General features: G+C 32.1%; 23 protein-coding genes and 1 pseudogene. 18 read left to right on the top strand and 6 right to left on the bottom strand.

The genetic code is table 11. From position 1 onward, the window contains the following. Position 1: 1 nt before the first annotated feature. Positions 2-607 carry an RHS repeat protein gene (locus BM319_RS20940; RefSeq protein ID WP_091024529.1) on the bottom strand — a complete coding sequence of 202 codons (606 nt, stop codon included), beginning with the start codon at positions 605-607 and terminating at the stop codon, positions 2-4. 308 nt (positions 608-915) lie between these two features. Between BM319_RS20940 and BM319_RS20935 the strand changes: the two genes are divergently transcribed. Further along, positions 916-1,125, top strand: a complete 210-nt coding sequence (locus tag BM319_RS20935) for a DNA methyltransferase (protein ID WP_091024559.1) — start codon at positions 916-918, stop codon at positions 1,123-1,125. Positions 1,126-1,446: 321 nt separating this feature from the next. Here the strand turns inward: BM319_RS20935 and BM319_RS25165 are convergent, their stop codons facing one another. Together BM319_RS25165 and BM319_RS20930 are read right to left on the bottom strand one after the other, a co-directional pair. Then, positions 1,447-1,569, bottom strand: coding sequence for a hypothetical protein (locus tag BM319_RS25165; RefSeq protein ID WP_286143863.1), 123 nt, complete (start codon positions 1,567-1,569; stop codon positions 1,447-1,449). Positions 1,570-1,593: 24 nt separating this feature from the next. Then, positions 1,594-2,469, bottom strand: a complete 876-nt coding sequence (locus tag BM319_RS20930) for a hypothetical protein (protein ID WP_091024527.1) — start codon at positions 2,467-2,469, stop codon at positions 1,594-1,596. Positions 2,470-2,938: 469 nt separating this feature from the next. Here BM319_RS20930 and BM319_RS20925 point away from each other — a divergent pair. Next, positions 2,939-3,277 (top strand): annotated as a pseudogene (locus tag BM319_RS20925) (Tn3 family transposase); the annotation flags it as partial. Positions 3,278-3,561: 284 nt separating this feature from the next. On the opposite strand, the gene BM319_RS20920 reads toward BM319_RS20925, so the two are convergent. Together BM319_RS20920 and BM319_RS20915 are read right to left on the bottom strand one after the other, a co-directional pair. Next, complete coding sequence (locus BM319_RS20920) at positions 3,562-4,536, bottom strand: hypothetical protein (RefSeq protein ID WP_091024525.1); 975 nt, start codon at positions 4,534-4,536, stop codon at positions 3,562-3,564. An 89-nt stretch (positions 4,537-4,625) separates the two neighbouring features. Further along, positions 4,626-5,243: a hypothetical protein gene (locus BM319_RS20915; protein WP_091024523.1), complete on the bottom strand. Its 618-nt coding sequence runs from the start codon at positions 5,241-5,243 to the stop codon at positions 4,626-4,628. A 1,656-nt stretch (positions 5,244-6,899) separates the two neighbouring features. Between BM319_RS20915 and BM319_RS20910 the strand changes: the two genes are divergently transcribed. The 10 genes from BM319_RS20910 to murA all read left to right on the top strand — a co-directional run bounded on the left by BM319_RS20910 (position 6,900) and on the right by murA (position 18,448). Further along, a complete protein-coding gene (locus tag BM319_RS20910) occupies positions 6,900-7,367 on the top strand; it encodes an NUDIX hydrolase (RefSeq protein ID WP_502686169.1) in 468 nt (155 codons plus the stop codon). Positions 7,368-7,900: 533 nt separating this feature from the next. Beyond that, positions 7,901-8,698: an ABC transporter permease gene (locus tag BM319_RS20905; RefSeq protein WP_091024518.1), complete on the top strand. Its 798-nt coding sequence runs from the start codon at positions 7,901-7,903 to the stop codon at positions 8,696-8,698. Between the two features lie 3 nt (positions 8,699-8,701). After that, entirely contained in the window at positions 8,702-9,502 is an 801-nt protein-coding gene (locus BM319_RS20900) for an ABC transporter permease (RefSeq protein ID WP_091024514.1), read from the top strand. Next, on the top strand, positions 9,502-10,479 hold the full coding sequence (locus tag BM319_RS20895) for an ABC transporter ATP-binding protein (protein ID WP_091024511.1): 978 nt from the start codon (positions 9,502-9,504) through the stop codon (positions 10,477-10,479). Before BM319_RS20900 ends, BM319_RS20895 begins: the two co-directional genes overlap by 1 nt. 301 nt (positions 10,480-10,780) lie before the next feature. After that, on the top strand, positions 10,781-11,890 hold the full coding sequence (locus tag BM319_RS20890; RefSeq protein ID WP_025568849.1) for a DegT/DnrJ/EryC1/StrS family aminotransferase: 1,110 nt from the start codon (positions 10,781-10,783) through the stop codon (positions 11,888-11,890). Positions 11,891-11,928: 38 nt separating this feature from the next. Continuing rightward, positions 11,929-12,864, top strand: coding sequence for an NAD-dependent epimerase/dehydratase family protein (locus tag BM319_RS20885; RefSeq protein WP_025568850.1), 936 nt, complete (start codon positions 11,929-11,931; stop codon positions 12,862-12,864). A gap of 260 nt (positions 12,865-13,124) precedes the next feature. Beyond that, positions 13,125-14,387, top strand: coding sequence for a glycosyltransferase family 4 protein (locus tag BM319_RS20880; protein WP_025568851.1), 1,263 nt, complete (start codon positions 13,125-13,127; stop codon positions 14,385-14,387). A gap of 119 nt (positions 14,388-14,506) precedes the next feature. Continuing rightward, positions 14,507-16,225, top strand: coding sequence for a carbamoyltransferase family protein (locus tag BM319_RS20875; protein ID WP_025568852.1), 1,719 nt, complete (start codon positions 14,507-14,509; stop codon positions 16,223-16,225). A gap of 100 nt (positions 16,226-16,325) precedes the next feature. Then, a complete protein-coding gene (locus BM319_RS20870; protein WP_025568853.1) occupies positions 16,326-17,051 on the top strand; it encodes a polysaccharide deacetylase family protein in 726 nt (241 codons plus the stop codon). 98 nt (positions 17,052-17,149) lie between these two features. Beyond that, a complete protein-coding gene (murA, locus tag BM319_RS20865; RefSeq protein WP_025568854.1) occupies positions 17,150-18,448 on the top strand; it encodes a UDP-N-acetylglucosamine 1-carboxyvinyltransferase in 1,299 nt (432 codons plus the stop codon). A gap of 139 nt (positions 18,449-18,587) precedes the next feature. Here the strand turns inward: murA and BM319_RS20860 are convergent, their stop codons facing one another. Next, complete coding sequence (locus tag BM319_RS20860) at positions 18,588-19,115, bottom strand: DUF4238 domain-containing protein (RefSeq protein WP_025568855.1); 528 nt, start codon at positions 19,113-19,115, stop codon at positions 18,588-18,590. A gap of 66 nt (positions 19,116-19,181) precedes the next feature. Here BM319_RS20860 and BM319_RS20855 point away from each other — a divergent pair, with 66 nt between their 5' ends. The 6 genes from BM319_RS20855 (at position 19,182) to BM319_RS20830 (ending at position 23,104) form a co-directional block, all read left to right on the top strand. Further along, positions 19,182-19,382, top strand: a complete 201-nt coding sequence (locus tag BM319_RS20855; RefSeq protein WP_025568856.1) for a hypothetical protein — start codon at positions 19,182-19,184, stop codon at positions 19,380-19,382. A gap of 379 nt (positions 19,383-19,761) precedes the next feature. Further along, positions 19,762-21,246 (top strand): amidase domain-containing protein, encoded by a 1,485-nt coding sequence (locus BM319_RS20850; RefSeq protein ID WP_175495662.1) that lies wholly within the window; start codon positions 19,762-19,764, stop codon positions 21,244-21,246. Positions 21,247-21,323: 77 nt separating this feature from the next. After that, a complete protein-coding gene (locus BM319_RS20845; RefSeq protein WP_025568859.1) occupies positions 21,324-21,737 on the top strand; it encodes a hypothetical protein in 414 nt (137 codons plus the stop codon). 550 nt (positions 21,738-22,287) lie between these two features. Beyond that, positions 22,288-22,482 carry a phage holin family protein gene (locus BM319_RS20840; RefSeq protein ID WP_091024503.1) on the top strand — a complete coding sequence of 65 codons (195 nt, stop codon included), beginning with the start codon at positions 22,288-22,290 and terminating at the stop codon, positions 22,480-22,482. Then, positions 22,475-22,834 (top strand): M15 family metallopeptidase, encoded by a 360-nt coding sequence (locus BM319_RS20835; protein WP_025568860.1) that lies wholly within the window; start codon positions 22,475-22,477, stop codon positions 22,832-22,834. The genes BM319_RS20840 and BM319_RS20835 overlap by 8 nt, the downstream gene beginning before the upstream one ends. Positions 22,835-22,936: 102 nt before the next feature. Further along, positions 22,937-23,104 carry a peptidoglycan-binding domain-containing protein gene (locus tag BM319_RS20830; protein WP_091024498.1) on the top strand — a complete coding sequence of 56 codons (168 nt, stop codon included), beginning with the start codon at positions 22,937-22,939 and terminating at the stop codon, positions 23,102-23,104. Positions 23,105-23,157: the final 53 nt, after the last annotated feature.

Raw genomic sequence — 23,157 nt, 5'->3', positions numbered from 1 at the left:
TTCACTTAACCATGCCGAACGGTAATCCTATAGAATCCCATTGATAATATCTGTACTGCTTAATACCATTCTCATTACGAATAACTTCTAAAGAAAGATTATTAGACTCATAGTAGTATTCATGTGTTTCATTTCCAATGATTTTCTTCGTACGTAAATTGTTCTCGTCATATTCATAATGAGCGACTTCCACACCTTGGAGTGTCAAAATTCGGGTTTGCTGCCCAAGAACGTTGTATTCATATTTGAAATTTTCGTCGTGAGTCAGATTTCCGTCACTATCATAAGAATATGAAACACCATTTTTTGTTGAAATTTGATTGGCATTATTATAGGTAAAAGTGTCTGTTACCCCATTGCAAGTGTCAGATGTGCGATTTCCAACAGCGTCATAGATGTAACTATTAGTAGTATCATCTGGCAAGGTCTCATTAGTCAACTGATTATTTTCATCGTATTGATACGAGGATGTTCCATTTGACGTCGTTTCACCCGTAATATTACCAGCGTTGTCATACACATATGAGATACTTTGATTCACGGCACCTGTATAATTGACACTGATAAGTTCATTTTCTGTATTTAGAGTGGATGTTTTTGAAAACACTTCTCCGCTAGATTATTTTTTAAAGGTTCAGGAGTTTGTTACATAATATAACTCCACCGATTAAAAACCGGTGGAGTTATAAATTAAACCAAATTATTACATAAAATTTCAAAATAAATCTCATTAAATATCCTTTAATCTAATCAGCTTTATCCTAGAAATTTCTGTCTTATCTTTTCTAAAGCATTTGTCCTCATAATGGACTGCCAGTACTTATCTTTGTAGAGGTTGTAATTATTTTTAATATAGTAACTGAAAAAATTCGATTTTATTACTTTACCTTGTAAATCATATATGTCTTTTAGTGAATAGAGTATTGTCCTCTCTCTGGGTATGGGGAACGACATGTAAAGAAAGAAGGAACCATAAGAAATCCAGTTACTGTTCTCGAAGAACTAATTGCAATTCATACTAATGAAGGTAAGTCGGTATTAGATTGCTTTATGGGATCAGGTTCAATAGGACAAGCAGCATTAAATTTAAATAGGAAATTTATTGGTTTAACTTTTGGAATATAGGCATCCCGTACATAACCCTAAATTGTGTATAAGTGAAAAATGAACCTAAATTATGTTCAAGAATGTTAAAGAAACTTAAAGGGCATAATAGAATAACTATTATTGAATAATAATATTATTTTAGAATTAATTAAAGAGAAAACAGCCTCGACTTCAGTAAATATACATATAAGTATAAACAAGATTAAAGATTCAACAAATGATGTTTATGAAAAGTAAGACACGAAAGCACAAAAGGAAGGCTTTTACATCCAGAATTAAATTCTTCATCGTTTAGTCTTACAATCTAATCGTCTTCTCTATCAATATACTAATAATTTCTTATTTATTTGCAATTTTACGTAACAAATAAAGTACATAAACTATAGCAGGTATAGCCCCTATTATTAAAATAATCTTTATTACACCAAAAATTAAATACCAAGGTGACACAGATACACTCATTTTTTTACCTCCATCGTTATAAGTTTAGTCCGTATATTTATATGATTGTTGAACATATACAGATTCGTTTGTTTTATTCCATGATATAAGTTTAATGGTACTCACAAGACTTATGTACCCATTATTAAGATAACCAGTTAATTTATAAGTACCTTTAGCATTCATATCATACCCGACTTGCTCTGCTTTTGGATCAGTAACTTCTGCCGTAGCGGATACATCTGATAAAGCAGACCCGTTTGTTCCTGCCACATCGGCATAACGCATTTTTAAGCCATATGTACCTACAGAATAATGATTACCCAATTTTAAAGTGGCGACGGTAACACCTAAACTTTTAAGTTTTACCCAAGCTGTGTAAAGCCTATTGCCATATGCTTTAGTTTCCGAAATATATGGGCCCATCTCAATAGAACCTGCACTTTTACCTTGTTTTGCTGGAATAATACTTTCAACAGAACCCGAATCTCCATCTTCCTCATCTGTTGAAGACAGAGCAACAACTGAACCATCATTTAGTTTAATTGTTTGAGCTATCTCAGAATTAACATATAAGTCATTAGATAAAACCCCATTAATTTCAACCATTTTATCTATCTGATATTGTTCTAATACATCTTCTGGTACCTCACTCAAAATATCTTCTAACAGTTCTATTTTATCAGAATCCGACCAAGAATCTGTTAAAGTAGATACTTCAAGACTTTTTAGTACATTCATCAAATCATCAGAAGTACTATCTTCATTTAAATTTTGGGAATATGTTTTTGCTATACTACTAATTTGATTATTAGTACTCTGAGCATGTCCAACACCCGGTAAAATCCCTCCAGCTATTATAGCAGCAGATAATGTTCCAACTCCCAGTTTAGTTAAAAATTTTAATTTATGATCACTCATAATTAATTCCCCTCACTCATGATTAGTTTTTAACACAATGTACGATTCACTTTATCTGTTATCACTTTTTTAATACCTTTTAAATGTAGTAATAAGGAAATTGAAAATCATACTATTTTCCCTCAATTCTGATTATAAAGACAATTATTAAATACCTCAATATTGTTAAGTCGGGTTATTTTTATGCTAATAATCATACAATTAATAAATAATTAAAGTATTTATTACAGCATTCGACAAAATCCTTTCACCAAATAACCCGAGTAACAAAAATTGCTATAATTGAAGAAACTACTTAAGAAACTGAATAAGAAAAACCGCGCAAAAATTCGGAGACCAATGAAAACCATACATTTTTATTTAATCTATTAAAAAGTGCATTTAAAAAGGCGACTTTCCGTCAGGATTGGTGCGAAAAAGAGGTTGTTTTCTATGCCGTAAATCCCGGTAAAAATACCAGCAACCGTGACGACGTAGGGTTCAAAAAGGATTAAATAAAGGAGAAGCGATGAATGGTCTTGCTCGGGCTATATTTTTTGGTAAAAGAGGTGAATTAAGAGAGCGAGGCCTTCAAGAACAACTTCAGCGAGCAAGCGCTCTGAATATCCTAATAAACGCTATTAACGTTTGGAATACTGTTTACTTAACAGAAGCTACTACTGTTTTAAAGGATAACGGGCTATTCAAAGAGGAATTAATGCAACATATCTCCCCTTTAGGTTGGGAGCACATCAATTTCCTTGGAGAGTACTCATTTGATATTAACAAAACTACTAAATTGAGTTCGTTGAGACCTTTAATAAAATAATAAAGAAAGCCGAATTTTCTTAGAGTAGGAAAACTCGGCTTTCTTTATGTCGAAATTTGCTTAGCGTATGTTTTCCGCGTTTTGCTACCGGGACCCTAAACAGGAAAATTCTATAAGGATGCAAAAAGACTATCTAGCTTATGTTCGTTTTGGATTGGCAAAAAGTAACTTGTTATTTACTTTTTGAGAAAAACTTATGCCTTATCCTCCATATCATCAATGCTAAAATTCCTATACTCACTATAAACATAATTACTCCTGGCCAAGCAATATTCATAAGGTACTCACCTCTTTTGTGTTTTTAATTTTAATATCTTAATAAATTCACCAATTTTTACTAGATCAATGTTATTCGTATTTTCGATTTCTCTTTCCGCTTTTAATAAGTATTTTTGTATTTTATCTAAATCTTGCTCATTAAAGTTATTATATTCTGACAAAATTTCTAATCCCATTCTAGTAGAGAGTAAATCACTACTATTTGTTTTTTCAAGGTTTGGATGGGCTCTATACCCACCATCTTTATTTTCTAACTTTTTTACGTCGCTGATAATATAATTGACATCAACAGATTTTGTATTATTAGACAAGTAACGGATCTCCCATCTAAGGAATAGTGCCCTCATTACAAATTTATCTTCTTTAACTGCATTTTCTTCCGCTTTTTGTAAATTTTCCATAATTCTCTTTTTATTTTCTGAAGAAATGTACTCATTTTTAAATTGGGTCAATATCATTAAATAATTATAATGAATAAAAGTTTTATATTGAAAACTATAATTCTCTTTAGTATGATCTATTTCTTTTAAATGTTCATCTAAAATCGATAGAACTTCTTTACGAATTTCAGAATTCAAAGACAAATTATATTGCTTAATCAATGAAAACAGATACTTTTCTTCTTCAAGATTTTCTGTGGTTTTTTTGTTTTTTATTATAATATTTAGCTTTAATAATAAGTATTTTTGTATCTTCTTTTCATTTATTTTCACTTTATTATGTAATATAGTATTGTTTACTGATATGCACGCATACGTAAATATCAAATCTGGCTTTTTTGTATAAGGATTTATACACCCAGCTATTATATCCTCTTCAAAGTAAACGTGTTCAATAGTATTTTCAATTTTTTTTGCAGTATCTTTTGGAATTTTTATTTTTTCATCATTAATTACAAAAGATTTAATACTACAGGCGGATAAAGTAAAAACGGTTAAAAATAATAGTACTGATTTTGAAAAAATTTTATAATGAGACATCATTTTTTCCACTTTCTATTTAAATAAGTATGCCATCTCACAATAAAAGAGATATGACATATCTCTTTTATTTGTGAGATTTTTGGAATTTATTGCTTTGTCATTTTTGCAGGAATTGATAGTGTAGAGCTTGAGAAATATATATAACCAGTAGAGTAAATATTATATATAGCAACATTACCTTCAAACCTTGTGTCTAGGTATAATGTTGCTATATATGAACTCTTTACGCCTGAAGACACACTTTCATCCACGGTTTTTCCAAGACCTCCACTTCCTACAACCCCATATCCTACGACTCTAAAGTTAGTTTTGGTATTACCAGATCCTGAAGTTCGTGTAGTAGTAATTGTTCCAGAAGCCCTATGATTCCACCAATTTAACTCAATTTTTACATCTCCATCAATTTTTCCAGAGCCTTGGCTAACACTCTTTGAATTATAGAGGGTGAATCTATCAGTTTGTAACGCTTGACTCTCAACAGCATTTGGGTCATTTACTTCCATACCCTGTTGATAATCATTTTGAATAGTCGCTAAGTCTTCAGAACTAATTTCTGCCCAAAGTGGATATTTGTTGTCAATTGCTGACCCATCTATCTCTTCTCCTCCTATTATTAATGGGGTTGTTTCCTCTGCATATGTACTGGATGATGGCAATAAAAAAGCTAAACTTAATAATGAAGCAAGAATATGCCTTTTTTTCATAAGTTTTTCCTCCATTTGATTCATAAATTGTATTTCTTATAGATTTCGGTATAAAAAACTATTATCGCTTATATAAGATTTTTTACATGTATAGCCCCCTTAAATTATTTAGTGCACACAATAAATAACATATTTTTGGTTTTAGAAAAAAACAAAGCTTTGATGTTCTTAGTGTAATATATTTTGAATTTTCAGTAAATTGTGGGAATTTTTTATAAGAATAATGCATTTCCGACTTAAAGCCCTAAAAATTTCGGTTTAAATATGAATTGATTGTAAGAAACACAGGAATAATGGAACGAAGGAATGCGAATGAAATAATATACAAGTGACTTTTGTTACACTTGAACTTGGGGGAAAATATATTTCCACCTGAAAGATAATAAAACACTCTTTATTTGATAAACTTTTATGTTACTTGTTCAAGATAAAACGATACTGTTGTAAATAAAGATAAAGCTATTTAAAAGTTATACAGCGTTAAAAGTAGATGACTATTATAAAGTTTCTCAAGCATTTAAAAATGAGGGCTTACAGTACAAGCTGATAAAATCATACACGAAATAGTTCTACGCCTAGATTACAGATGAATGTAACTGACTTTAGAAGACCAGTCTTGTTTGAATTCTATGTATAAAAAGAAGACTAGTATAAAGCACAAAAAATGAAAGCTATTGATTTATAAGCAAGTAGCGCTGATAATAGGACGAAAGTAAATGTGATCAAGAATAACCAGCACAAATACTCGATATATTGTAGATATAGAAATTGAAATGGAACCTCTTTTTATTAAATACTCAAAAAGAGATGAGGTATATAACTTAAAAGTCAGTTAAAACTAATAACTATTTCATCGATTTCAGACGAAACTAGACAAAATTCACTAAAGAGATTTTAAATAAAAATCAAGAAATAGTTATATTAATGGAAGAAAATTACATTTTTCTAATTTAAGAAAAGAGTGATAGTAGTATAAGAAAGGTAAGAATAAATTTCAGAATTATCGAAAAAAACTTCCATAAATAGAAAATAGTGGTATAATCATCTTAACTGGTAATGACAACACTATCACTATCAACTTAACTGGTAATGATGACACTACTACTATTTTTGTAACCGATTGCAAAGTGAATACAATGAGGAAGAAAATCAATGAAGAATAGTAATGTGAGCGACAAAAAGAATTTCTAAAGTCAATTCAAAATGCATACCAAATAAACCTTGAATCTGAAGTTGATCATGTGCCTATTGTTTATAACTTTCTTCTCTTTCGGTTAGAAAAATGTGGGGATGATGCTAGCCAGTGGTGTAAAAAAAGTCATAAAAGGTTATTGATCCACACTAGTTTCCAGTTTGATAATGCATATTCATAAGCTCAAAAGTGGTTTGTTCTTATAGAATTTGTCTAGTTGTGAAACCAAAAAAGTGTAGATAAGAATCATGAGAACGAACGTCATTAAGCATACAATCTCCTTTTTATTATGGTAGTAAAAAATGTCTATACTTATATTTGGAACATACGTTTGTTAAAAGGGAAGTTTGATCGCATCCTCATTTTTTTGGTGACACAATTTTAAATCCTAGTCTAAAGACTAGGGACTATCGGGAAATATATTTACCGTAGACTATTTAGATAGAGGAGAGTTTTTATTGGCAATAATTCCATCTTATCCAAAGCATATTGTTTCTGTCTTTGCGTACTTAACCAATAGTAAAGATGAGGTACTGTTGGTTAAAACACACTGGCGTTCAGATACATGGGAACTTCCAGGGGGGCAAGTTGAAGAAGGGGAGTCTTTAAGTGAGGCTGTAAGCAGGGAGTTACTTGAAGAGACCGGTATAGTTATACGACCAGTTGGAATAACTGGTGTTTATTACAATGTAACAAAAAGTCTTTTATCCGTAGGTTTTTATGCAGAATATGTTGGTGGAAAGCTGCGTATTCAACCTAAAGAAATTAAAGAGGGTTCTTTCATTAGACTAGATGAGAGTAATATTGATCAGTATATTACACGACCTCATATGAAATCTCGTACACTTGACGCTATGAGACAAAAATGTTTTGTTCCATATGAAGCATGGGATACCAACCCCTATAGTTTACTAACTAGGCTTGATTGTTAGTAAGATAATTACCCTATCATTCGCTTAGGATATTGAAGTCAGCAGAATTAAATTTATAGTTCTGTGTATAGAATTATTTAATTTATCAACACACAGACTCTTAAATATCTGGATACAATTTTAAAAATAATGTGAATGTTAGTAATGATTAAATTAGAAATATAGTCCCCTTCTTTTTCAGAATAACAAGTAATTATTTCATACAGGCAGGTACTCTAGTTACCTTTCAAAAAATACACAACTCAATGTAATAACAAGCTCTCTAAAGAGTTTAAATAGAGGTAGTGGGGTGTTAAAGAAATCTTTTCATGATTTTTACGACACAAGTGTCGGTGAAAAATGCCCAAGGGTAATAATACATCTCATTAGATTCACCTTTATATAAGGAGAAATATATTTAGAGTTTTATAGATTGAGGATAATTCACTTTCTATGGATGACTTAGTTATCTTTTATTTCTTCTTTTAAAATAATCGTTAAAACTACATCATATGCTGTTTTTCACAAAAAAACATAACTTTTGGGGGTAAGATATGGACAAATACATCTGGTATTCTTTTACAACTTATAAGAACATACAAGTTTACCGATTAGATGTTTTTCTAAGAGTAATAACTTCCATACTAATGGTAGTTGCTATGAGAGAAATCTGGGTAGCTATATATGATAATAAGCCTAATTTAGATGATTCTTTAGGGGTATCTCTCAAGGATATGGCAACATATGCAACTGTCTCAGTGATAGTTTCTCGTTTATTTATATTTCCAATCTCTTCATATATTTCTTCTAGGGTAAAGACTGGTGACATTATTCTTGATTTACAGAAGCCCTGGAATTTTCAACTAATGAATTTAAGTAGGGCTCTGGGTTTTGTTTCTTTCTCTTTAATTTATGTTATTTTTCCTATCAGCATTGCTATCTTTTTATTTTCACCTATTAATTTTCCTGGCATATGGAAACTATTTTATTTCATAATCAGTTTGCTATTATCTATAATTATTGCGTTTTACATAGATTTTATACTTGGTTTATTATCTTTCTTATTTACAGAAATATGGGGTTTTAATCTAATTGTAATTACTTTAGTACAATTGTGCTCAGGTTCTTTCGTTCCACTATGGTTTTTCCCTGATTACATAGAAAGAGTACTAACTGTGCTACCTTTCCAAGGAATGTATTATATCCCATTATCAATTTATATTGGCAAAATACAGGAAGGTGAAATTCTTTATAATCTACTATTTCAAGGAATATGGATAGTCTTATTAATTTTTATAGGATCCTTATTAATAAAGTGGTCTGAGAAGCAGTTGCTTACTGTAGGAGGATAAAATATGTTTTACTACATTAAACTTTATTGGCATCTTCAAGTTGCTAACCTACGTTCTAAATCTATTTATCCGTTTAATTTCATTATTGGAATCCTAAGCGTAATATTGTTAGGAATCGCAAATATAATGTTTTCCTGGATTATTACAGAGCGGGTACCACGAATAGAAGGATACGGATTTTATGAAATGGTTTTTATATTCTCTTTATGGTTAGTACCCCACTCAATTTTTGTCATGTTTTTTCGGCAAATTTGGGAAATTGACAACATAATAAAGAATGGTGAATTTGATCGTTATTTCTTAAGACCACTAAGTACATTGTTTCAATTTTTTACTTCCCGTTTTGAAATTGCCGGTATTGGTGATTTCATTGCAGGGTTAATAGGATTTTTTATATGTTTTAATCATATCACGGATTGGAATTCACTTAAATTGATTAACTTATTTATAGTTGTAGTCAGTGGCTTGGTAATAGAATGGTCTATTTATACAATAATTGGATGTACTTCATTTTGGACTTTACAAAGTACTAGTCTTAGGACAATTGTTCGTAGTTTCTTTGAACAATTTACACGTTTTCCCTTAACTATATATGGAAATTGGATTCAATCAATACTAACTTTTGTTATACCGATTGCTTTTATTAACTTCTATCCTTCTTACCTATTCTTTGGAGATGTCCAGGATGCACCATTCTCTAGTTACCTTATTTATGCCTCACCTATTGTTGCAATTCTGATGTCATTTATTACTTATACTTTGTGGATAAAAGCAATAAACAATTACAAAGGAGCTGGATCTTAATGCCTGTTATAGAAGTGGATCAATTAATACGTGAATTTAGGGTTCATGGCAACACACAAGGCTCTTTTCGTCTTTTAAAAAGATTATTTACTCAAGGTGGATCAGTTAAAAGAGTTGTAGATAATGTTAGTTTCTCTATTGAAAAAGGTGAGTTTGTGGGTTACATAGGGCCAAATGGAGCTGGTAAGTCAACTACCATCAAAATTCTTTCGGGAGTTTTAGTACCCACCAATGGAAAAGTGTTGGTTAATGGAATAGAACCATATAAACAAAGAAAAGTGCATTCAAGGAATATTGGAGTAGTGTTTGGACAGAGGACACAGCTCTGGTGGGACTTACCACTTATTGAATCCTTTAAACTCCTAGGTAAGATCTACAATATTCCATCTGAGAGATTTAAGGCTAATTTAAACTTATTTACAGAGCTATTAGATATGGAAAGCTTTTTAAAAACACCAGTAAGACAGTTAAGTCTTGGACAACGGATGAGAGGTGATATAACAGCTGCATTGTTACATGATCCAGATATCCTTTTCCTTGATGAACCTACAATTGGTCTTGATTTAGTTGCTAAAGAAAAAATTCAAAATTTCCTAAAAAGAATAAATAAGGAAAAGAAAGTCACTATCATCCTAACTACTCACAATCTCGATGATATTGAACGCCTATGCAGTAGAGTCATTTTTATAAATAAAGGAAAAGTACACTTTGATGGCAGTTCACAGGAAATGATTCAGTCTTTTGGAGAGCACCGCTACATTGTAGTAGAAGCTAAAGATTGGAACAAAGAAACGTGGCAGGGGCCCGATATAGAAAAAGTGGAGAATGGTAACATCTGGTTTCGTGTACATGATGATACGGAAATAGCAATAATTATTAAGAAATTGGCAGATATAATGACAATTCAGAATCTTACGATTAAAGAACCTAAAATTGAGGATATCATTATGCAAATGTATACAACCAGTAGGAGATGATGCCTTTAAAAAATTATGCCTTACATTAAAGAGGTCATGATGTAGTAGTTATAGATAATCTTGGCTATGGCAAGGAGTCTAATACCTCTTAAGAGTCTCCTCTATTGTTAGGAAGTATCTCATATACAAAAAAACAGAATTTTAATCAATGTATTGGTATTTAATGTATTTTTTAATTTTGTATTAAAAAATGGAAAATTCATATTCCATTAAACATGTAAGGAGGCATTACGATACATAAGAAGTAAAAAAGATTTATGTACATCCCTAAAACTAATTTTATTGAATGGAGATTAAGTGTATGAAAGTAAATCCTACAAAAGTTGTAATTCCCATGGAAGATCAAGAATTAATTTTTGAAGATCTTAAAGAAGTTTTCTCTAGCGGAAGATTGACATTAGGGGGCTTCACACAAAGATTTGAGAATGAATTAAAGGAACTATTAGCAAGTCAATATGTATCTGCTGTTTCTAGTGGATCAAGTGCCTTAGAAATAGCATGTCTAAGTTTGGAATTAAAATCAAAAGAAGTAATTATTCCTTCAAATACGTTTATTGCTACTCCAATATCCTTTAAACGAAATGGCGCAATAGTACGTTATGCAGACTGTGACCCTCATTTTGGTTGTATTACTCTTGATGAGATTAAAAGGTTGCATAATTCTAATACAAGAGCAGTTGTTGTAGTTCATATAGGAGGAATAATAGTTCCTGAAATCCTATCTATTAGAGACTATTGCAAGAAAAACAATCTTTTACTGATTGAAGATGCTGCTCATGCTATAGGTGCTTCTCTTAAAGATATTCAAGCAGGAACATTTGGTGATATTGGTACATTCTCACTTTATCCAACAAAGGTTATAACTAGTGGTGAAGGAGGAATAGTAGTTACAAAACATAAGAATTTACATAGTGAATTTGAAATTTATCGTGATCAAGGAAAGTTGGATTTTTCAAACAATCTGCACGTAAGATTTGGTTCAAACTGGCGAATGAGTGAATTGCATGCAATACTTGGTTATTTTCAACTCAAAAGACTTTCAAATTTTATTGATGCTCGAAATAAGGTAGCACTTACATATAAGTCGGAAATTTGTAATGAAAGAATAAAATTTGTTTCCCCGGTTGAAGAAGGTTCGACTAATTGGTACAAGGTGTTCTTTATTTTGGAAGAAGGAATTGATAGAGAGAGTTTTAAATCAAAGCTTAAAGACAGAGGTGTACTATGTGGAGGAGAAGTGTATAAGGTTCCTTGTCATAGACAACCGATAACAAAAATAGATTCAATAGAGTTCCCAGGGACTGAATCATTTACAAATAGACATATTTGCCTTCCAGTATCTGCAGATATGTCAGAGGCCGAAGTGCAACATGTATGTGATGCTATCAACAGTGTGCTTAAAATGGCATAAGGTTGCTATCATAAATTAAATTAATTAGGAGTGATTAGATGCGAGTTGGTGTTACAGGTGGGGCAGGGTTTATTGGTTCACATATAGTCGATATGTTAATAAAAGGGGGACATGAGGTTATTGTATTTGATTATGTAAACCCAAACAATGATGGTGTTAGGTTTGTCCACACAGATATCCTCAATTTAGATTGTTGCTTAAATAACATTAAAAACATTGACGTCTTATATCATCTGGCTGCGGTTTCTGATGTAAATATAGCTATAAAGGATAAACCGCGAACTGTAGAGGTAAATATTAAGGGGACTGCTAATGTACTAGAGGCATTAAGTAAAAATAGAGTTCCAAGAATTATCTATGCTAGTACTGAGTGGGTATATAGTGCTTTTGAGGCAGAAACTATTGCCAATAGAATTCTTGTTGATGAAACATCTCCAATAAATATTAAAAACATGACACATATATATACTTCTACAAAATATATCGGAGAAGTATTATGTGAAAATTACTGTAAAGGAACAGAGGTGAACTTTACAATACTTAGGTTTGGTATTCCTTATGGACCTCGATCAAGAAATGGTACAGTGTTCTACAATTTCTTGAAAAATGCTTTAAATGGAAAACCTATTCAAATTCATGGATCTGGGCTTCAGTTCCGTAACTTTATATATGTAGAGGATCTTGCAACTGGATGTGTGGCAGCACTGTCCGAAAATGCTCAAAATCAAATTATAAATATTGCAGGACAAGAAGCCATCTCTATTAATAAAATTGCTGAAACTATTAAAGAGATATTGGGTCCGCATACCGTTATTGAATATATTCCATCAAGAGAAGGCGATTTTCTTGGAACGTTAGTTTCAATTGATAAAGCTAAACAGCTACTAGAATGGGCTCCCAAGAAGACATTATATGATGGAATAGTCGATTACTTAAATTGGATTCTTTGTCAAAAAGAAAGTTTAACATCTTAAATAACCGTTTTATAAGAATAGCTATCTATTAAAGATTGATCTATGGAAAAATAGAAATTTGATTTTCATAGATTATAGAGTACTAACTCTACCCTTGATTATAAATAAATTAGTAAAACAAAATGACTCGAAAATATAAGAAAGCACTCAGTTATATCTTAGTGTTCGTAAACTGTGGTTAAGAGTTTACAGCAAACATCTTCTGTCACCTTTAACAAACATAACCTAACAATTATAACTTTCAAAGGGAGGGGCTTGGAATGAATGTATTAATGATAACTCCAGATTATCCGCCTAGTGTAGGAGGGATTGGGAGTCATGTAAAGGAACTCACTTCAAATTTGATAGAACAAGGGTGCAAGGTTACAGTCCTAGTTATTAGATTAGACAGATCTACTCTTAATCCGGATGAACTTAAGGTTATCTCCTCAGAAAATCTTACGGTTGTAACATTCCCTAGTGAATTTAAAGTTAATTTTCCTGATATAGAGGATTTTGACTACAATAAGTACCGTTCTGAAATACATCCTTTTAAATTTGCCGCAATGAGTTTAGAAATATTTCCAATGGTATTCAATTACCTTAAAACGTGTAAAAAGTTTGATATATTGCATGTGCATGATGCCTATAATGCTTACATATCAGTTATTGTAAAGAGGTTGTTTAATATACCTATGGTAACAACATTACATGCCCTCTCTACAACTGTTTTTAATATAGTTGATTCTAATAGAAGATACATACTGAATAACTCAAATTCAATTATTGCAGTAAGCTCATGGATGAAAGAACAATTAGAGCCTAGGTTCGGTAAGATAAGCACTAGTGTCCAGGTTATACACAATGGTGTAAGTAGTAATTTTAGCAATAAAATGTTACCAAAAGAGAAAGGAAATTTTCAAAAAAGGAAAATAATAACTTTCTGTGGTAGATTAATTCCTATTAAAGGTTGTCATATATTAATATCAGCTTTTGCAAAGGTTCTTGACATGATTGACTCAGGTACAGATCTAAAATTAAAGATTATAGGAGATGGAAATGCTAAGGAAGAGTTAGAGTATTTAGTAAAAAGACTAAACCTCGAACCCTTTGTTGAATTTACAGGTTATAAATCACCAAGTGAGGTTAGAGAGATATTAAATACTTCTTCTGTACACGTAGTACCTAGTTTAACAGATAACTTTCCTATGGTAGCTTTAGAGGCAATGGCTGAAGGTACTCCTCTAATAGTATCAGCAGTGGGTGGTTTAGTAGAGATAGTGAAAGATGGACAAAATGGAATTCTAGTTTCTCCAAATAACATAGAGGAATTAGCTCGGGCAATAATTTTACTGTTAAATAATAAACAAACAGCAATGAAGTACTCAAAGAAAGGATTGGAGGTAGTTAAGGATATTAACTGGGCAAGTACTGCAACTAAAACCTTAGAAGTATATAATCAGACTCTAATAGAATATGAAAATCGTATTCATCACGAGAACCATCAAAGACAAATGCTTACAAATGACAAAAAGTCTTTTTAGTGGTAGGAGTAGTTAGAATTTCCAACTATCTCACTTTTGTTAAGGGTCAATTCAAAAGACTAAATTACCTTTCATTGTGTTAGAACGCGGTAAAACGATTAGAAAGGAAGTGTAGGATAATGAATATTTTAGGATTGTTATCAAATGGGGATAACCCGGCAGCTTGCCTAATAGAAAACGGTAAATTGACCTTTTTTGCTGAGGAGGAACGGTTTTGTAGAATTAAAAAAGCTCCTAACCGTAGACCTATCAATGCAATTAAAGCTGCACTAGAATGGAGTAAACTAAAAATAAGTGACATAGATCATATAGCAATAGGCTGGGACAATAACAAATATCCAAATTATATGAATCATTTCTATAAACAAAGCTTTAATGATCAAGATATTATAGGATCGGCGATACAAAGTATTCAATTGATTGAATACAATCCTGAATTGGAAAAACGTATGCTTGCCTATGCACTAAAGAGTGGAGGAATAGAAGGTGACCTACCTCAAGTATCATTTTATTCTCACCACCTCTCTCATGCTGCAAGTGCTTACTACCTTTCAGGCTTTAAGGAGGCAATAGTTGTAGCCTTAGATGCTCATGGTGAAGAGAACACAACGGTAATCTACAGGGGACAAGATCACGAACTAATAGAATTGGAGAAGTATGTTCAACCAGAATCTTTGGGGTGGTTTTATTCAGCTTTCACGGAATTTTTAGGACTAAAAGCTAATAGTGGAGAAGGTAAGGTAATGGGTTTAGCACCTTTTGGCTCTGCAAATATGAAGATTAGAAATAAATTAGATAAGGTTCTTTGGTGGGAAGAAGAAAAATATAAAATCGATTCATCTTATATATGCCAAGGGAAAAGGGAATATAGTCAAAGGTTTACCGATAAGTTAATTTTAGAATTTGGGAGTCCTAGAACACCCGAAAGTGAGATATTACAATACCACATGGATTTAGCTTATGAGGTACAAAGGAAATTAGAAGAAATCGTAGTTAAAATCGTTAACAAATACGTAAAGCTAACAGGCATTAGAGATATATGCATCTCAGGTGGAATAGGTATGAATTGCAAAATGAACGGAGAGATTCACCAGTTACCTGAAGTGGATCGTTTATTCTTAAATCCAGCTTCTAATGATGCAGGAACTGCTATTGGAGCAGCTCTACTTTGTTGTAAGGACCTGCATATTTCCCCATTAAAAAATAAGTTAGAACACGCCTATTGGGGTCCTGAATATTCAGATATAGAAATTGAGAAAATCATACTAAATAACAAGTTAAATTATCGTTATGTGGAAAATATTGAAAAGTTTGCAGGGGAACAACTACATTATGGAAAGATAATTGCTTGGTTTCAAGGTAGGATGGAGTTTGGTTCAAGATCTTTAGGGAATAGGTCTATCTTGGCTAACCCAACAATTCCAGAAATGAAGGATAAAGTTAATGGAACGATAAAATATAGAGAATACTTTAGACCCTTCGCCCCGAGTATTATGGAGGAGTATCAACAAGATTATTTATATCATTCATTTGAATCTCCTTTTATGATTGTTGCTGATTATATAAATAATGAAAAGAAAGCTTTAATACCATCTGTAGTTCATGTGGATAGTTCTATTAGGCACCAAACCGTCTCAAAAGGGACTAATTATAGATATTGGAGTTTAATAAACGAATTTTACAAGCTAAGTAAGGTACCTGTTTTACTGAACACCTCTTTTAATGTTAGAGGTGAACCAATTGTATGTTCACCGCAGGATGCGATCAGGTGTTTTTATGGTACTGGATTGGATATATTAATAATGGGTAATTATGTAATAGAAAAAAATAATGGTTGAGCAATACTTAGCCTGTACTGTAATTTGTACAATCTTTACAAGAATGATAGTGAGTTGATAGTATTTTTTATTATTCATAAAGTAAAGGAGGAAGTAAACTATGAATAGATTCTCTTTCCAGGAATATAAAGAGATAATAAATCGTATCAAGAAGACACATCAAGTACTTGATTTTAGCGATATTGATGATTTTACAAATAACTTTGCTATTATTCGGCATGATGTAGAATTCTCAGTTGAAAGGGCACATGCTTTGGCTCAATTAGAAAATAAACTCGGTGTATGCTCAAGTTACTTCTTCCAGATAAGAAACAATGCCTATAATATATTTTCTAAAGAGAACATTGAAAAGATACAATCTATTGCTAAGATGGGACATAAAATTGGGATACATGTTCATTTAGGTATGCTTAAAAATATAAAATATCTAGAGAGATATATTAGTGATGACATTACTGTTATGCAAAATTTTCTTGATATACCTATTGATAGATTTTCCTTCCATAGACCTACCAAAGAAGTTTTATTGTTAAATCTAAAGATGAATGGTCTCATAAATGCCTATGAAGATCGTTTTTTTGAATATAGGAATAAGGAGGATAATCTAGAAAACCTTAGAGTAAAATATTTTGCAGATTCCATGCATCGTTGGGACTATGGATATCCAGATAGTGCATCATTACAGTTATACCCCAAACTCCAACTATTAGTTCATCCTTTTTCATGGACCAGACTTGGGTATGATTATTTTTCAAATATAAATGTATTAATTGACGAAAAGTCGTCAATATTGAGCTCGACTATTGATTTAGAAATGGCCGAGTAAACTTTAAATTTTAGTTAGTTTATACCTGAGATTGATAATATAGAATTTTCATTAGTGCAAGTAGCGCTTAAAGTATACTAATGAGGAGTGTGAGATAAATGAGTGTAGAAAATAAGCTACTTTCAAGTAAGACAATTAGAATAAATGGGGGAAAACGGCTTCGAGGGGAAACAACTGTTGATGGTGCAAAGAACTCTGTAATACTTTTAATTCCAGCAGCATGTGTGGCGACTAGAGGAGTAACTAATTTAGAGAATGTTCCTTTAGTGTCGGATGTAGATGTCATGATAGATATAATGGATGAAATTGGAATCATAAGTTCTAGGGAAGGATCTACTTTGTCTATAGATAGCACAAGTTTAAAGAGCGGACACATTAGTCAGAACTTGATGTCTAAGATACGTCACTCAATTCTTTTTCTGGGACCTCTTGTAGCAGCTTTAGGAGAAGCTAAAATTTCTCTGCCTGGGGGGGATAACTTTGGAGACCGTCCGATTGACATACATATTAGTGCTTTAAAATCACTCGGTATAGATACTACTATAGAAAATGGAATCATATATGCTAAAGCAAAGGAATTACCTCTTAAAGCGGCTAATATAAATTTAAGATTTCCAAGCTTTGGTGCAACAGTTCAATCAATACTTACCGCCTGCCGTGCTGTTGGTACAACAGTAATAGAGAATGCTGCCATCGACCCGGAAATTGTTGATCTAATACTTTTTTTGAATAAAATGGGTGCGAATGTTCAAGTCAGTGGAACAAGAAAAATAACCGTTCAAGGCGTTGAGAATTTAGAAGGTGTTAATCACCAAGTAATTCCGGATCGTCTAGAAGCTGGGGCATTACTCGTTGCCTTTGCAGTAACAAGGGGAGAAGGAATTATCCATGGTGTCATTCCAGAGCACAATGGTACAATAATAGCACTGTTGAAAGAGATCGGACTTGAATTGAAGTATATAGGTACAAACTCGATAAGCGTATTTACCCCGAAAGAACTGCAATCTATTTGTATAAGTGCTTCTCCATTCCCAGGTCTATCTACTGATATGCAACCTCAAATAGTTAGTTTAGCAACTATTTGTCAAGGTGAATCAGTGATAAAAGATACCGTTTTTGATGGAAGATTTTCAATTTGTGCAGAATTAAGGAAAATGGGTGCTCTTATAGAGATAGACAGGGAAAGTAATCTTGTTAGAATTAATGGGGTAGGATCTTTAAAAGGAACTCATGTGGAAGCTAAGGATATTCGTGCTGCAGTCGGTCTTGTTTGTGCCGGAATAGCTGCAACAGGGACTACTTATTTAAGTGGTTTAGAACATTTGCATCGTGGACACGGGAATTTAGTCAATAAACTATATGAATTAGGTGCAGAAATTGAATATGTTTCTGAGTAAATAACTTTGAATTGTAACCCGAATAAAAGACACTTTAAAAAAGGGCTATTGTTCGGGTACTTTTATACTATTTGGCATATCCCCTTATAATAAAAATTATATAAATAGATGGGATCCTGGGAAATTCAAAAAACAAAATTTATAAACCATTTAAAGCTGAATAAAACTGAAAATAAATATGATGGAGCTGATATATATAATATGAACAGACTGGATTATCACTAGTAAGAAATGGATACTTTTTACTTGAAGGAGTTTTATACAACACCCAGTGTTTTTCTAAAAGTATTTCAATATCCAACCTTTCTGGAGAAGTTATTATTGGAAATGTTATTTCTTTGTGGAAATTCTCATTATATTTAAAATCATTTAAGTATTCACGTTGTTCCGTCGATAAGTACTTGTCAAGTTCGTTTTCTACAGAAGTTAAAACCTCAGTAGCAACTTTTTCTCCTAATCGAAACTGCATTTTTCTCGCTTTTTTTGTTCTTAGTTGTTGAAAATATATAATTTTAGCTAGTTCTCTTTTAAAACTTTTATTCAAAATAACGGATCTATTATTTATAATATTTGAAACAGCAATAAGATTATCTAACACTTTAGGGATCATTGGTTCAACTTCACTCGAAAAAAATGTTCCCAGTAAAATTCCTTTTCTGAGTCCCATATTCTATTAAAATCTTTTTCTGCAGCAATATCCTTGATATTTGCAATCAATGGAGGAAAATGGGAAATGATAACAAAAGAACAGGTTTTTGAAAAGGTAGCAAATGAGATTTTATCAGAAAGAGAGATTGAGAGATTCAATAGACACGCAAGGCATGAGCATTTAGCCGAATGGGACGAAATTTCATCTTGGCTTATGAATGTAACATTAGAATGTTTAGTTTCTTTAAAAATATCGAAATTCCCCCAATTTATAATCTTGTCGTAATAGGGATAATTTCCTAAATGTATAATGGTGATCGTGTAACAAAAGACTCCGTCTTATAGAATGGCTTTTACAGAATTCCGTACCCGCTTCTTTATTTTGGATTTTGTTATATTTTGATATAAGTAGTTTTCAATAAAGTAGTACTCAAATTTTAAGGGATATCGGTACCTGAAAAATGTCAAAAGGAAAAAATAATAAAGTTTATTAAAGATAATTTTTAATAGTCTTTTAGTATGAGTTATTTTAATTAAAACATTAAAGTTTTCACATGGGAATTTAATGTTTTTTCCCAATACAAACTTTAATTCTGCCATGCTACTATTCTCATGTACCGGTATATTCAAAATATATATATATAAATATAGAGATGAGATGTGGCATGAGACAAAAAAACATATTTAAAAAAGGTTTTACCTATGTATTATCTGCAACAATAATTGCTAGTTCACTAAGTGGATTAGCTTCACCCAAAAAAATATTTGCAGAAACAACCCAGGAAAATAAGACTGTGACTCTTTTGGATTTAATACCAGCTCCAGTGCCAAAGAAAGAGACAAGAGTTCAACAGACAAGCAGCGTCTGGCCTGCCCCAGATCGACCAACAGTAGATTCATTTAACTATAAAGATGGTAGTGATACTGGATACATTGATGTTAGTTGGAATTCTGTTCCAAATGCCATTGGTTATAAGGTAGCAATTTTTAATGGTCTTAATTATCAATACTTTGATGCTGGAAATGAAACTCAATGGACTTCAAAAGGTAAAGGGCTTTGGATGACACAAAGTGAAATAGAAGATGGATATTATGGATTTCATGATGATGGAAGTGGTCAGGAACTTCCATTAGATCCAACTCCTATTTATATTAATGCATATAATAACTTCCATTTTCTAGGACAGCCGAATTATACTTATTCGTATAATTATTGGGTACGAGTTATAGCAGTTTTTAGCGATGGTGAGAGTGATGCTTCAGAAGCAGCTACTCCTACTATACCTGATTTCCATCCAGATACGGGATTTACAATTGCCGATGGTAAAACATTATTAGATCAATATATGGTAGAAAATAATTTAAATTACATTATCGGTTCAGCAGAATATGTAAGTTTTCTAGTGGATATGCTTACGAGCACTCAAAATGACGGGGAATTCTCTGAACTTGAAGCAAATCCAGACTATAATTTTATAAGAACTTACGCAAGTACATATTTAGTAGAGTTAGATAATTCAGGAAATACAGACGGTAATTTTCAATTAAATCAGAGTATTACAAGTAAAACTATTAATGAGATTAGAAATGAAAACGAAGTAATGAACTATGAATTAGAGACGAAACAACCAGCATCATCTCTTGTAGACCCTATGATAACTTATAACAGAAGTGCAGCGATAAGTTATGCTGACTACTGGTCAAATGCTCGAAATCCATCTTACAAAGACTTTATTGGACATGACTGTACAAATTTTGCGTCTCAAGTAGTCAAAGCAGGTGGTTACACGATGAAAAGTAGAACATATTCTGGTGTAGATCCTAGTGGAGACTATTGGTATTATAAAGACTCACAAAATTACTCAAATTCCTGGTCAACTGTTGTTGGTTTTTATAATTATTGGGTGGGTAGCCAAGGTCATTCAACACAAAAATATAGTTATGCATCAGGAGTAATGGGATATGCCGCAGCAGGTGATATTGTTCAATTGCTTGATAGAAAAGGTGACCATGGTTGGTATCATACAATTGTAATAGCATATAATTATAATGGTACTGTTACGTACGATGGTCATGACACTAATAGAACACGCTATTCATTATTCACCATTAGTGATCAATATAATGACTATAGAGTAATTAAGTTTTAGTTAAACAATTAAATTTGTGGTATTGACTGTAAAACTTGGTCTAATAAAAATCCAAAATAAAAATAGAGGTTTAATTTATGAAGAATAAGAAACGTTATATCTCTCTTTTTCTATTACTAGTTGTTGGAATCTCTATTCTAATTTATCAGCATCAAAAGGATACCGTGAATGCTGATACAGTAAAGGTAATTATAGGACATTCTAATCAGTTCAATAAGAGAGAAATAAATGAAGCTGTAATTACCGTGAAGGAAAATTTCAATATAAAAGGCTGCAAACTTACGAAAATATGGTATTCAGAAAAAGAAAATGAAGAATCTACAGATTCTGGTGGCGATTACGAAATGGTTTTGCTTTCTAACTTTAAAGTTGATTCTTCTGGTAGTGATGGGTTCTATGAGCCAAATTCTACTCAGACTAATTATAGTTGGATTCTAGTTAGAGATAGCATAAAGGGAAAATGGAGAATTAAAAATCAAGGATATAATTAATGATATAATATCCTTATATAACTAGCACAATAATTTAGTTGAATAGTTTCTAGTTAAGATAGTAGAAGTTATAAAATCATTGGATACATTTTAAATATTACTGTAAAAGCTACTAAATTTTTAAAAAACTAAACATAGGAAAGAAATTAAGGAAAAGAAGACGATTAAAGGCATTCACTTGGTGAATGTCTTTTTATTTTGTCTCAGGAATTGAAATAGATACTAGGCTTAAAATAGGATGCTAAGAAGATGGTTAGCTTTTAAATGTATGGTTAGGGGGACCAAAAAAGCTAGGACGCGCGTCTGTAATACCGCGTATCCATCGAACGCACAAAAAATTCCCCACGGGGTTTTTCAGAAGGAGGTGAGCATGCGTGGCAAGGCAAAGACAACCTATCGATTTGCTTTTGATTAAGGGCAATACGATGAAACAATAGCTTTAATAACTGAAGAAGTTGTTTTACCAATGTTTGCACTTACAAAGGATTTAATGTAAGGTGTATTTTTTATGCACTGTTTATACAGGGCTATTTTAATGGAGAGAAGGTAGATCATTGTATTTGTATTAGCTCTCGATATTGTATTGGGTCTTAACTTCTATTTAACAGGCTTTACACTAGCTTTATTTATCTATAAAGAAGGTGGAAGTATTGTAGAAAATTTAAGTGCTATTGGTGTGGTACTTCCTTCTCAAGTGGAGGACAAATTAAAAACATTCGATAAAGGAGAGGATCAAAATGACTGATGTAACTAAATCATGTAGAGATATTAATGAACTTTTACCAGTTGCACAAAAAGCTTGTAAATTATTTCTTAAAGAATGTAAAAAAGCAAATCTAGACATTTTCATTACAGAAACATATCGCTCACAAGAAAGACAAGATTATCTCTATTCTTATGGTAGAACAAGAGAAGGTGAGAAAGTAACGTGGACAAGGTCAAGTAATCATACAGGTCGTTTAGCATGGGATATTGCTGTAAATAAACCGAAAGATTTATATGATTTTACTTCATTTAAAAAAGCAGGTGAAATTGCTAAAAAGTTAGGAATTACATGGGGGGGTACTTGGAAGGAAGCTGATAATCCCCATTTTTGAAGTAAAGAAAGATTGGGTAGCACCTAAAATTACTAAGCCTGATACTGCTATTAAAGCTGAAATCATTGATAAAGATATTGCTCCTTACCCCGGCCTTTAAGAGTGGGTAGTAAGGGTAAAGATGTAGAACGTATTCAAAGAGCAGTAAAAGTACAAGTTACTGGTGTTTATGACGAAGTAACTAGAAAAGAAGTAAAAGAGAATCAAGAACGAAAAGGTCTTAAAGTAGATGGAGTCGTTAGTCAACAAACTTGGAGTAAAATATTTTAAGAAGGTTTATCAATGCAGAATTAACACAATATCAACATGCAAGAAATTCCCTG

The organism is Bacillus sp. UNCCL81 (genome assembly GCF_900112535.1).
GTDB lineage: Bacteria > Bacillota > Bacilli > Bacillales > Bacillaceae_G > Gottfriedia > Gottfriedia luciferensis_B.
Note: the sequence above shows the minus strand (reverse complement) of the source record. Positions and strands in the feature narration are given on the sequence as shown.